This window comes from Rhizobium sp. GR12 (genome assembly GCF_036596185.1).
GTDB lineage: Bacteria > Pseudomonadota > Alphaproteobacteria > Rhizobiales > Rhizobiaceae > Agrobacterium > Agrobacterium nepotum.
In genome coordinates this window covers 355,009-367,704 of record NZ_JASXTH010000001.1, presented here as the reverse complement: position 1 = coordinate 367,704, position 12,696 = coordinate 355,009, and the positions used below count along the sequence as shown (strand labels likewise).

General features: G+C 60.6%; 10 protein-coding genes and 1 pseudogene. 10 read left to right on the top strand and 1 reads right to left on the bottom strand.

Features of this window, described 5'->3' with window-relative positions; all coding sequences use genetic code 11:
* The first annotated feature begins 208 nt into the window (after positions 1-208).
* The 10 genes and pseudogenes from gshB (at position 209) to QSK43_RS01710 (ending at position 12,083) form a co-directional block, all read left to right on the top strand.
* Entirely contained in the window at positions 209-1,168 is a 960-nt protein-coding gene (gene gshB, locus QSK43_RS01755) for a glutathione synthase (RefSeq protein ID WP_045018356.1), read from the top strand.
* A gap of 186 nt (positions 1,169-1,354) precedes the next feature.
* A pseudogene (locus tag QSK43_RS01750) lies at positions 1,355-1,996 on the top strand (magnesium chelatase domain-containing protein); the annotation flags it as partial.
* A gap of 176 nt (positions 1,997-2,172) precedes the next feature.
* On the top strand, positions 2,173-4,443 hold the full coding sequence (locus tag QSK43_RS01745; RefSeq protein ID WP_319322442.1) for an ATP-dependent nuclease: 2,271 nt from the start codon (positions 2,173-2,175) through the stop codon (positions 4,441-4,443).
* Positions 4,436-6,175, top strand: coding sequence for a UvrD-helicase domain-containing protein (locus QSK43_RS01740; RefSeq protein ID WP_319322445.1), 1,740 nt, complete (start codon positions 4,436-4,438; stop codon positions 6,173-6,175). Before QSK43_RS01745 ends, QSK43_RS01740 begins: the two co-directional genes overlap by 8 nt.
* A gap of 949 nt (positions 6,176-7,124) precedes the next feature.
* A complete protein-coding gene (locus tag QSK43_RS01735; protein WP_332302075.1) occupies positions 7,125-8,282 on the top strand; it encodes a hypothetical protein in 1,158 nt (385 codons plus the stop codon).
* Positions 8,279-8,965 (top strand): hypothetical protein, encoded by a 687-nt coding sequence (locus tag QSK43_RS01730; RefSeq protein WP_332302074.1) that lies wholly within the window; start codon positions 8,279-8,281, stop codon positions 8,963-8,965. Before QSK43_RS01735 ends, QSK43_RS01730 begins: the two co-directional genes overlap by 4 nt.
* Positions 8,962-10,929: a DotA/TraY family protein gene (locus QSK43_RS01725; RefSeq protein WP_332302073.1), complete on the top strand. Its 1,968-nt coding sequence runs from the start codon at positions 8,962-8,964 to the stop codon at positions 10,927-10,929. Before QSK43_RS01730 ends, QSK43_RS01725 begins: the two co-directional genes overlap by 4 nt.
* The gene (locus QSK43_RS01720; protein ID WP_332302072.1) at positions 10,926-11,099 is read left to right on the top strand and encodes a hypothetical protein; all 174 of its coding nucleotides are present in this window, start codon (positions 10,926-10,928) and stop codon (positions 11,097-11,099) included. Before QSK43_RS01725 ends, QSK43_RS01720 begins: the two co-directional genes overlap by 4 nt.
* Positions 11,096-11,374, top strand: coding sequence for a hypothetical protein (locus tag QSK43_RS01715; RefSeq protein ID WP_332302071.1), 279 nt, complete (start codon positions 11,096-11,098; stop codon positions 11,372-11,374). The genes QSK43_RS01720 and QSK43_RS01715 overlap by 4 nt, the downstream gene beginning before the upstream one ends.
* A gap of 349 nt (positions 11,375-11,723) precedes the next feature.
* Positions 11,724-12,083 carry a putative Ig domain-containing protein gene (locus tag QSK43_RS01710; RefSeq protein ID WP_332302070.1) on the top strand — a complete coding sequence of 120 codons (360 nt, stop codon included), beginning with the start codon at positions 11,724-11,726 and terminating at the stop codon, positions 12,081-12,083.
* 299 nt (positions 12,084-12,382) lie between these two features.
* Here the strand turns inward: QSK43_RS01710 and QSK43_RS01705 are convergent, their stop codons facing one another.
* Positions 12,383-12,694: a hypothetical protein gene (locus QSK43_RS01705; protein ID WP_332302069.1), complete on the bottom strand. Its 312-nt coding sequence runs from the start codon at positions 12,692-12,694 to the stop codon at positions 12,383-12,385.
* Positions 12,695-12,696: the final 2 nt, after the last annotated feature.

The window sequence follows — 12,696 nt, the reverse complement described above, 5'->3', positions numbered from 1 at the left end:
GCTCCACCAGCGGAATTGTGAAGGTTCAATAAAACTCACAAAAAGCCCCCCTCGCAGCAGTTGCGTTTGAATGGTCGCTGCCCTACATCTTCAGGGTTTTCTGAAGCATTTCCGGGTCTCTTCCGGTCCTGCCGGGAATCGCGAAAAGACGAGGCAATGGGCACGGCGGACCGGCAAGGCGTCCGCATGCTGCAAGAGGAACATGCGCATGGCGAAGATCAAGAACGTCGCGATCCAGATGGATCATGTCTCCGGCATCAATATCGCCGGTGACTCCACCTTCGCCATGAGCCTTGAGGCGCAGGCGCGCGGATACCGGCTGTTCCATTACACGCCCGAACGTCTCTCCATGCGCGATGGCAAGATATACGCTACCGTCGAGCAGATGGAATTGCGCGACATCAAGGGCGACCACTTCTCGCTGTCGGAGCCGGAGCGTGTTGACCTCGCGACCATGGATGTCATCCAACTGCGTCAGGATCCGCCATTCGACATGGCCTACATCACCTCGACCCACCTGCTGGAACGCATTCATCCCAGAACGCTGGTGGTCAACGATCCCGCTTGGGTCCGTAATTCGCCGGAAAAGATTTTCGTCACCGAATTCGCCGATCTGATGCCGAAGACGCTGATCACCAAGGACGTGGCCGAAATTGCCCGGTTCCGCAATGAAATGGGCGATATCATCCTGAAGCCGCTTTATGGCAATGGCGGTGCGGGCGTTTTCCATTCGGCGCGTGACGACCGCAATTTCTCTTCCCTGCTGGAAATGTTCGGTCAGATGTTCCGCGAGCCTTATATTGCCCAGGAATATCTGCCGGATGTTCGCAAGGGTGACAAGCGTATCCTCCTGGTGGATGGCGAGCCGGTGGGCGCGATCAACCGCGTGCCGGCGGAAAACGATGCCCGCTCCAACATGCATGCCGGTGGCCGCCCGGAACCGACGGAACTGACGGCGCGCGAGAAGGAAATCTGCCGCCGTATCGGTCCCGCCCTGCGCGAGCGCGGTTTCCTTTTTGTCGGCATTGATGTGATCGGCGATTATCTGACGGAAATCAACGTCACCTCGCCGACCGGCATTCGCGAAGTGCGCAAATTCGGCGGTGCCGATGTGGCAAGCCTGTTGTGGGACGCGATCGAGAAAAAACGCGAAGCGCAGGATATCTGAGGCGATTTCGGAGCCGTCTCCGGTTTGTTCCACGAGTACAACTCGATACAACTAAAATACACTACGCGCGTGAAATTGTTCACTGGATGTTCTTGTTTTATTCTTTGCGCTGTGGCAGGTTGCTTGCGGGTGGCCGCCATCGAGGCATGATGCTTTGATATTGCGGCCGGTTTGCGGGGGCAGGCCATGGTGGCACGGGTCAATACGGTTGCATTTCAGGGCATAGAGAGTGTGCCGGTTGAGGTGCAGGTGATGGTCGCACCCGGAAAGATCGGCATCCAGATCGTCGGCTTGCCGGACAAGGCGGTGGCCGAAAGCCGGGAGCGGGTGCAGGCCGCGCTGCACGCCTCGGGTCTGGCGCTGCCGGCAAAAAAAGTCACCGTCAATCTGGCGCCTGCCGATCTACCGAAGGAAGGATCGCATTTCGATCTTCCCATCGCCCTTGGTCTCATGGCTGCCTTGGGAGCCATACCGGGGGAGGCGCTCGGGCAATATGTGGTTCTCGGCGAACTCAACCTTGATGGCACCATCGGTATGGTTTCGGGCGCCCTGCCTGCGGCGATCGGCGCCAATGCGCTCGGCAAGGGATTGATATGTCCGGCCGAGAGCGGGCCGGAAGCGGCCTGGGCCGGGCCTGACATCGATATTCTCGCCCCGCGCAGCCTCATTGCGCTTGCCAATCATTTTCGAGGTACCCAACTTCTCTCCCGGCCAACGCCCGCCATCCGGACCAATCCGGTGAATTTACCGGATCTGGCCGATATCAAGGGGCAGGAGACCGCCAGGCGCGCGCTGGAGGTGGCGGCGGCCGGCGGCCACAATCTGCTGACATTGTGCTACATTAATTAAGGGGAGTTAAGTCCGTTATCGGCCTGTTTCAGACGTTTCGCGCGACGGCTTTAAGCAGTGCATCGAGCGCAAGCGGCTCCCAATTCTTTACTATCGCTAGCTGCATCCGGAGTGTAAGTTGCCCACCGGTAATGTCTTTCAGATGGGGCGGTTGCGTGAAGCTAAAGACAATAAAAATAAAGAACTTCCGCTTACTGCACGATATTTCTCTGCAGCTTGAAGACGAGACCACAGTCGTGGTCGGGCGCAACAATTGCGGAAAGACCTCGCTCTCCGACGTTATCCGCAAATTCCTCTCGGAAAGGAGCACATTCGAGATCGAGGATTTTTCGAGCGCTTGCTACGATCAATTCTGCGCGGCGCATCGCGCGCACCTAAAAGGTGCAGACCTCGAAGAGGTTCGCGGGCTCGTACCGTCAATCGATCTGCGGCTTCACGTGAGCTTTGACCCGACAGTTCCCGAGTTCGGCCCGCTCCGCGAGTTCGTCATAGATACCGACGTCAACTGCACAGAGGCCGTCATCGTGTGCTCGCGAAGCCTCGCCGATGGCCGGATTGCAACTTTGTTCGAGGGGCACGAAGAAACCGTATTGCAAGGAATCGACGAAGCGCACTCAGACGAGGATCGCTTGGCACTCTTCCGCAGCTTGGCCGACCGCGTGCCGACGCTTTTCACAACGCAGATGTGGGCCGAGGACCCACAGGACGCGACCAACACGCGCAACGTGACCCAGAACGCTGTCATGAAGCTGTTGTCGCTCGGCTTTGTGAACGCGCAACGTGCGCTCGACGGCACGGGTAGCCGTGACACCGACGTGTTAGCAAAGGTGCTTGAAGGCTTATTCCAAAGCGCCTCCGTCTCGACGGCGGACGGCTCCCAAAAGAACATCGCTGATGGGCTCCAGAAGGCTGTCGAGGAAATCCAGTCGAGCATGGACACGGATTTCAAGAAAGAGCTCGCGAAGCTCATGCCGACGATTGAGTATTTCGGGTATCCGGGCATGGACAACGCGCCACTGCAGCCGGAGACGAAGCTTGAAGTCGGCAAGCTCCTTTCCAACTTCACGAAGGTTCAGTACGCCGGTTACAGCGGCGTGCAACTACCAGAGTCCTACAACGGACTCGGGTATCGCAATCTTCTCTATATCCTCCTCAAGATTGTTGGTTTCTTCCGCGAGTACCGGGCGCATGCGAATGCGCCCGGCTTGCAGCTCATCGTGATCGAAGAGCCTGAAGCCCATTTGCATCCGCAGATGCAGGAGGTCTTCATTCGGCAGTTGCCGGAGATCGTTAAAAAGCTCTGTGCCTTGGAGGGAGAGGACGTCTCGTGGCCGGTGCAATTCGTCGTCTCGACGCATTCGCCGCACGTCGCGAACGAGGCCCGCTTCGACACCATCCGCTATTTCGCCGTGACGTCAAAGGATCAGCCGGTAGGCGTGCGTTGCACTCAGGTCAAAGACCTCAGTAGTGAACTCGCTGGATTGAAGGGGCCAGCCTCTGACTTCCTGCACCAGTACCTGACGCTGACGCGTTGCGACCTTTTTTTCGCGGATAAGGCGGTGCTGATTGAAGGGACTACGGAGCGGCTGATGTTGCCGCAGGTGATGCGCGCCCTCGATGCTGTCGATCCGTCCCTGAAGCTTGGCGGCCAATACGTCACGATCATGGAGGTAGGAGGGGCCTATGCACAACTCTTCATTCCGCTCCTGGAATTCCTGGGCCTGCGCAGTCTGATCATCACCGATCTCGATGCGGTTAAACGCAACGCCAAGAAGAAGCTCGAAGCTTGCCTAGTCTACGAGGGAGAGACCACCAGTAATTCCTGCATCAAGCACTGGTTCAATACGAACGATGCTGCGGCTCCGGTGTCCGTAACTGTGACCGAAGCGCCTCCCGAGGAACGGGCCACAACGCCCGTAGCCTCACCGCAAGCAGCTCCGGCGATGGCAGACACGACCGCAGCCGAGATTGCTAGCGATGACGAGGAAGAAGTCACGGATGGGGAGACTTTGTTCCCACTGTCGACGGCGGTGGCGGCCGATAACGCCGCCAAGACCCGAGGCAATCTGCGTCTCGCATATCAGGTGCCAGAAGCGTCGGGCAGGCCGTGTGGCCGGACGTTCGAAGACGCGTTCATTCTCGCGAATCAGACCTTGTTCGGCATCACGGGCGCGACTAATGACGCGCTTGCGAAGGCGGCACACGACAAGGCCACGAAGCAGAAAAAGTCGAAGTTCGCGCTGACATACGCGATTACGAAAACTGAATGGGTTACGCCGCGATACATCGAAGAGGGCGTACGCTGGCTCGCCGCGGGTAACGCCGCTGTCGTTGATCCTGGTGTGACGCTTGCCGCCGAAGCGCAGGTCGTCAATGCGATCGATGCGCTCACTGACCATCAAGCTTCGGTGAATCCGAATGATTGAGGCAGCTCAACCCAATCCGGCTGAGGCCGCTGCGGATGCCGCATGGGAAGCACTGAAAAGCTGCCTCGACGACGGGTCGAGCTTCGTGTTCGAGGCAGGCGCTGGCGCTGGTAAGACCTACTCGCTGATTGCTGCGCTTCGCTACATCCTGAAGGACCGGACACGAGAGCTTCAACGTGCGCACCAGCAAGTCGCCTGCGTTACCTACACCAACGTCGCGCGGGATATGATCATAGCGCAGACCGATGGCGATCCGGCGATCTACTGCGACACGACCCACGCGTTCGCATGGATGCTCGTCAGCCCGTTTCAGAAGCGGCTTCGCGGGCTCGTCCGCACGCTGCCGGGCTGGGCGGATCGCATCGAAGAAGTCGATGCCGCGAACATTACGGCGGTCGGATACGCGCTCGGCCGACGCTCCATCGAAGATGGTACGGCGAACCTCCACCACGACGACATTTTCCCGGTGTTTATCGAGCTGATGCAGTCCGCGAAGTTCCGCAACGCAGTGGCGTCGCGCTTCCCGATCATCCTCGTGGATGAGTACCAGGACACGAACGCCGAGCTCATCGAATGTCTCAAGAACCAGTTCATGGGCAAGCCGATGACGCCGCAGTTCGGGTTCTTCGGTGACCACTGGCAGAAGATTTACGGCGATGGCTGTGGCTCGATTACACATGAGGCGCTGAAGCGGATCGATAAGAAGGCGAACTTCCGTAGCTCGAAGCCAATCGTCGACAGCTTGAACTTGATCCGCCCGGAGCTCGCGCAGGCGGTGAAGGACCCGGTTGCGCCGGGCGAGGTCCACGTCTTCCACACCAACGGATGGGGCGGTGTACGGCTTACGGCAAACCACTGGCAGGGCGATCTCCCTGCGGCCGAAGCGGCGCGAGCGCTCCGGAGTGTCCGTGCCGAGCTCGAGAGCGTTGGCTGGGATTTTGCTGGCGACACGAAGGTCCTGATGCTCACCCACCGGGCGCTTGCGACAGAGATGGGTTACGGCTCGATGCGAACCGTCTTCGCGTTCAACGACTCCTTCACGCGTAAGGCCAACGAGATCATCGCGTACTTCCACGAGCACCTTGAACCGGCGGCGCGTGCCTACGTCGCCAAGCGGTTCGGCAAGATGTTCGAAGCGATTGATGCCGCGCGTCCAGTGATGAATGGGCCGGCCGACAAGGCGAGGTGGGCGGATGCCATGAGGCGGCTCTGTGAACTTCGTGACACGGGCACGGTCGGCGACGTGATCACGCACCTGTCCTCTACGGGCCTGCCAATCCTCTCAGATGTGGTCCTGCGTCAGGAGAGAGAGCTTTCGCACGCACTCGCGGGTGGTGAACCGCTGACTGGACGCGTCAAGGAACTCCATGCGCTTCACGCAGTGTCCTATCAAGAGGTCATCGCGCTCTGCGAGTATCTCGACGGTCACTCTCCGTTTGAAACCAAGCATGGGGTGAAGGGCGACCAGTTCGAAAATGTCCTCGTAGTGTTCGGGCGCGGCTGGAACGAGTACGACTTCAATCTCTATTTGAAGATGGCTGGGAACCCTAGCCTGATTGGTACTCGAACGACGGCCTACGAGCGATGTCGCAACTTGTTTTATGTTGCGGTCTCGCGGCCGAAGAGGCGCTTGGCGCTCATCTTCACTCATCAACTTGAGCCCGGTGCGATGGCGACACTGTCAAGGTGGTTCGCGGACCACCCCATCAGTGATATTGGCCCGGCGCTATGATGGCTGACTCTGGGTAATGTTTAGGTTTAGCACTCTGAGGCTATCTCTCGCGTAGGTCAGTTTTGGGCGCGAAAAAGACGAATCGATATCCGGTATGTCCCTCCATTGTTCCAACGCCGAATCAGCCTCAGAATGGGCTGATCGCGATAATGTTAGGCAAGCAGTGTAGCCGCGTCAGATTTCGAAGAAGGGTTCAAGGCATGCACGAGCATGATTGGAGGGGCAGCGATGGTCAGAATATCTTTGAAATGTTCGTTGCCGCCGATGGGCCGGGGTTCTGGATAAGCCGGACTACATGGGGCGGGACGCTGGCACGCATCATCCGCGTTGGGGTGTTCACGAAGCCGGCTCCTTATTTCGGCAATCCGTCGGTCCTTATGGATGTGTACGGACTTGAGGGCGGCCTGAAGGAAGGGCTTGCGATGGTTCCGGTCCCTGGTACCTACAAGACTTGGCGAAGAATTGAAGCGCCGCCATGGGCGGAGCAGGCGAGGTTGCGACCGCTCGACGATCCCGCAATCGACGTAGCGTTGGCGGCGCTCGACCGAAGACGTGGTAAGGGGGCCGCAAAACCCCGCAGACGGAATCCGCTCCGGAAGTAGTACGAATCCCCACTTAGTCCCATACGCGCGCAAGGACGAAGCTAAGGGCATAGGGGCACGCTGGTCTCCGACGGAAAAAGCTGGTGGCTGCCAGCGGACGACAGCTCGGCACTGTCGAAGGCGCAGGCTCTCGGTTTTCTTGAAGTTTAAGGGCAACCACTCGGTCGCCTCGTCGCCAGAGCGACGACATGGCCCCCCAGGTCTCCATGAAATGGCTATGCGGCGCGGCCCTCGGAGAGCCGCCATCATGACGCAGGAATGATGATAGTCGGTCACTATCATGGTACTTTTGCCTTCCTTTCCTTTCCGCCGGCAGGCACGCTGGGGTATTCCTTCGAGTGCCCGTCATGGCCTTCCAGTTCGTCCACCTCGAACCCTGGTGCCGACGTCCCGATGCCAAGGGGCGCAACACCACATTCGTTTTCGATGAAGCTTCGCGAAAGCCGATAGCGTCGGTCCACGTTCGCGATCCCAAGCCGCCGACGACAATTTGGGGCGTCGGCGTGGAGGAGGTTCGGGCGATGCACGACGCCGCGGCTGAGGTGGCGATGACGCCCGGAGCACGGGGCAAGCTACGGAAAATCCAGAGTACTCAGAAGACACTCCACACCGTCGTCGCCTCGCACCCCTACACCGTCGAAGAGGTCCGTGGCGACAAGTCAAAGCTGGCCGAGGTTCGGCAATGGGAGCGTTTGACGATCGATTGGCTGAGGCAGCAGTACGGGTCGGCGCTGAAATCCGTCATTCGTCACACCGACGAACAGCAGTGGCATATCCACGCCTATGTGCTGCCGAGTGAGGACCGGGAACTCAGGGCCGCCGTCTTCCATCCCGGCATCGTCGCGAAACGGGCGGTGATGGCCGAGGGGCGGAGACCAGGCGAGGACGGAAAGGCCCTGAACAAGCGGTCCAACGCCGCTTACAAGGGCGCGATGCGCGAATGGCAGGACTCGTATCACGAGGCCGTGGCCGTGCCATGCGGGCTTACCCGTATCGGTCCTAAGCGCCGCCGGCTGACCCGTGAGGAATGGATGGCGGAACGGACGCAGGCGCAGGCGCTCAAGCGGGCCGTGGAGAGGGCGGCTATCGTGGAAGCGAAGGGCCGCGACTACATTGATCGCACCAAAGCCGAGGCCCGCGCCGTCAAGGCACATGCAGAGAAGCTCACGGCGGCCGCCGATCGCCTGAAAGGCGTCGGGGGTGCATTCCGGGCGGTTGTCGATGGCATTCAGGAATCCCGCATCCGCGACCAGGTCCGCAAGGAGTTCGCTCGCGATCTCGCCGCGGCTAAGGCTGCCGTAGAAAAGGCCAGAGCCGCCGCCGGCAGAGAGCGCAACTCACGCCGTGAGTTTGAACGAAAGGCTGCCGATGCGGGCTATGCATTCCGCCAACAGCGGCAAAGGCTCCTCGCTGCACAACAGGAAATCCGGACCTTGTCGCGGGCGCTTGCCGCCGCGCTGGACGAACCGGGTCCGACACCAACACCGGGAGGGATGACGCCATGAAGGACGGCGGCGAAGAGATTTTTCGGCAGAACGCCCGTGCAGTCTTGCGCGATATCGGGATGTCCCACCTCGATCCGGCACACGGGGCGGCAGTGGACGTAGTGCGGTGGTGCCTGCTGGTTCGCGGGCGACCGACACACCATCGGCAGGCATTCCTCGAAGAGGAGTGTCCGGCGCTCCTGGCATACCTCGAAAAGCTGGCGTCCAGCGGTGATGCGGCGGGCTGGCGCATGCTGGAAGAACGCATCCGATACCGTGCTGAACTCCTGCGGGACGGCGACATGCAGCCGTGTCCCCGTCCCTGGCTGGCTGCGATCTGGCACACGCTCCCCGAAATCGCGGGGATCGGACAAACGATCCTTGACGGCGCGGATGAACTCAAGAGCGTGGCTGACTTCGAAGTCGTACCCGCGTCGACCGATACCGACGCGAGGGCGGGCGACGGCGGCGACGACAACGGCAGCGCGGGGAAGTCGGGATCGGCTGGAGCCACCGCAAGGCCGAAACCCTCGCCTCGGCTGTCTCTGCCGGTCGTCTCCGTCGTTCTGACGGAAGCCGAAAAGAAGACGCTCGGCCTCGACAAGCGCGGTTCGGACGCCGACACGAAGAACGAGGCCACGCCTGACGATCCAGATGGAACGAGCGGCCCAACGGGACCGAAAATGCCAGGAGGTTCTAAATGATTGATCTGTTGGCTGAACCGCCGCCCACCGATATCGCATGGCAAATCGTCAACGCGGTGTTGCCGAGTGAGGCGACGACGATGTACGGCCGCGTCCTCCAGGTTTTCACGTCGGTCCTCGCATTTCTTGGCGGTCTCCTCGTCGCCTATCAAACCTTGCAGGCGATAGTTGCCTCAGCCCGCACCGGAGAGGCTCTCGGCGGGCGTTGGCACCACATCTGGACGCCCCTGCGGGTTGTCTTCGCAATAGGGCTTCTGATTCCCCTGTCTTCGACCGGGTTTTCCAGCGTTCATTACATCCTTCGGGATTTTGTTGCCCGGCCTGGTGTCAATCTCGGCAATGCCCTGTCTAATACGGGCATCACCACCGTCGTCAAGGAGGGCGTCACCATTACGCCCGCATCCTCGAACGGGTCGAGCATCGCGATGACGATATTGCGGCACGAAGTCTGCGCGGCGGTCTACAATCAGGCCGGAGACGTGTGGGGTTGGAATGCGCGTCTGCCCGATCCCGAGGGTGAAGAGACGGGTATGGGCATCCTCGGGTCCGAGCGCCGCCACACGTGGGCCTATGGTCCGACGTGTGGGCAGTTTTCCCTCAGCGCCCTCGACGATCGCCCGTCGTTCTCGAAAGCGCGGCGCGAGGAAATAAAGGCGTTTGTGGTTGCCTTCCGGGTAGAGGCGGGCCGATACGCGCGCCTTGCCGCCGAAACCTCGGGGCTGTCCTCGGCGGGTGCAGCGGCGAATGCTGTGACGTCCAAGGTGCTGTCACCCGATCTCGTCCAGAACATTCGTTCCATGGGTGCCGCCTACGACCGTGCTATAACGGCCGCGGCCAAGGAGGAGGCCAAGACCATCGCGGCCGGCTCCCGTGACGCCCTCGTTGAGGGTGCCCGTCACGAGGGGTTCCTAGCGACTGGCATGTATTGGAGAACTCTGGCGCAGGTTTCGGAAATCACGACGGCGATGACAAACGAGCGGCCCGAAGATACCCCGCCGCGCGTCGATGGGGATTTCGGCGAAGCGATCCAGAAAGCATTCGATGCGCTGCGGTTGCAGGTGTCGGGCGAAGCCGAACGTCAGGCGCTGAGTGCCAACGATTTCGCCGCGGCGGGCGACGAGACGGCTGACCCCGCCACGAAAATCCTCGCGCCGGTATCCCGCTCGATCGTTGAATGGGCGGCGAAGCCTGCCGATGACAGGGAGCCACGCGACGAAATGGGCTCGCTGATTTCTTCAGGCCACGCGATGATGGCGGGTGTCTACGCTGCTATCGCCGCCGGCGGTATAGTCGCGGGTGTTGCAGGCAACCAGATCGTGGAGTTTTTCGGGGCGGCGGCGGTCGACTACTTCCTCGACTGGTCGAAGTTTGCCATCATTCCCGTCTGGATCATCGGCGCGCTGAGAGCATACGTGATCCCCTTCATGCCGCACGTCTTCATGCTTGTGTCCGGCGTTGCCCTGCTGGCTTCGCTGATGGAGGCAACGATTGCCTTGCCGCTCTGGTGCCTGCGTTGGCTCAAGATGGACGGCAGCGATGATTTCGCTGGGGACAGCGTCAAGCTCGGCCTGCTCTTCACCGTAAATATTTTCTTGCGGCCCGCATTGGCCATGCTCGCGATCTTTGCCGCGTATGGAGTCTTCAACCCCGTCCTCGGAATGCTGGACCGGTTATGGGCAACGGCATTCATTGCGCAGTCGGGTGGGCATGTCGTCGGGCTTCCTGGTTACATCCTGCTGACCTTCGGACAGACTTACATGATCTGGTACGTCGTTCTGAGGACTTACGGGCAGATATGGGCTCTCCCTGACCGTGTGCTGGCTTGGTTCGGTCAAAGCACTTCTTACGGCGAGGCCGGGTTCGTCTCTGGCGCGTTCGGCGGAATGTTGGCGCTTGCCGGACGCGGCACATTGCCCAAGACTGGTCTTCCAGGGCTTTCGAAAAAGGGAGGGAAATCGAAATGAAAAAACTCATGATCTGGACTACGGGCGGGTTTGGTCTGGCGATGGCCTGCGGATTGGCGGGACTGCCGCACCTGTCGGCCACGCTCGTCTCGCTGACGGTGTTCTGCGCTGTGCCGGCGCTCATCGTCGTGGTGATCGATGCCCCGTCCCGCAGGAGGGCAAACATATGAAGATAGAGTCTCAATCCAGAGGCTTCTGGCTCGCGGTCCTAGTGGGGAGCTTGGCGGCCCATGGTCTCCTGACCGCCGCGTTCGTCGTAAGTGCGGTGACCCTGATCGCTGTCTCTTTTGGCGCATTTGCATCAGGATCGCCCGGTTACGGAATACTCCAAATGGCGGCTATTCCAATGCTGCTCGCGGGATATTTCCATGCGGGCAACGTTGCCAGCGCCGAAATCGCTCGGGTAATGACCTGGCTCTTCTACGGCGAGTGGGTGCCGAGATGAGGTGCTCGCCGATCACCGCCGTTGTGCTGGCGGCATTCGCGGCGGGGAGCGCAAGCGCCGAGACCTTCCGGTTTCCCGCGGCGGACCGGGCGGCTTACGGTGTGCCGCAGGTCGACATTGCGATGTCCGTGTACAGGCATCCTGATTGCGCAGGCCGCTGGTCCGTTGATTACCCGGCAGGCTTCGCGTTTCGGCGCGGGGGACCTAACGGGGGGAACCTCTACGGTAACCCTGGCAGGGGTTCGTATGACGTCGCCATAAAAACAGACGCCTGCCCGTCGCGGGATTCCGATTACGTCGAACCTGCGCGCACGACCTGGCACAAAGTGGTCGTTTACTGAAAGGCCCCATGAAAACGCTCCTGACCACCCTTTTCCTCGCCCTGGTGACCCTACCGGCTAACGCGGGATCGCTCCTGCAGCCGCCCGCCGACGCGCTACGCGTCGAGTTCACAAGTACCGATACGTCGCCCGCCGATCGTCTCAAGGCAGGCCAGCCGCTGACCATGGGCGTCGTGGTTTCACGGTCGACGGGGGCCGTGGAGGTCATGCCGACTTCGACGCCGGAATGGATGACTTACGATGCCGCCAACCGCCAGTTTTCGGGGGTTCCCGTACCGGGTGAGCATGAGCTTTCTGTGCGTGTGACGGACACTGGTACGGGGCAGACGGCGACGGGCGTCTTGTCCTTCAACGTCGAAGCGAGGTGAGCATGAGGCAAAGTGAGAAAATCGAGCGACTGCAGCCGTTCGTGCGTGCGATCCTCGACAGCGAAAATCAGTATGCCGCGCCGGGAATCCGCGCAGCACGGTTCATTGACCTGTGCGCGCCGGTGACGGACACTTTCCTTGTCCGGTCGATCTGAGAGCCACAGGCGCGGTTTGGAGATAGATGGGGACAAGGGCGGCGGGCGGAAAGCGATGTGAAGCCAATCCGCCGGGACCGGAACCGCCAAGGGAAGGGTTCAAGAGAAACACATCAGAAAAGGGTGGCAGAAATGCCGCCCTTTTCACTGTTCGGTCATGGACGCCAACTTGTCCCTGATCTGGCCGAGATCATAGCCCTTGTCGAGAAGGACGAGGACGGCGACGGATCGCACCAGTTCCACGGCGTCCCGAGTTCGGGCGTCCACGTCGCAGTCTGGCGCGAGCTTTCCGATGTAGACGCGCATCATCCGTTCCAGGCCGCCGCCTTCGACGGCTGCCATGTAGGCGTCTGCGATCGCACGAGCGTCGGGGCGGCGGAGGGCTTTCGCCTTCCGCCTATTCTTGGCCGCATACGCTGCCTGTCGCTTTCTGTGGTCCTGTGCGACTTCGGCCATCG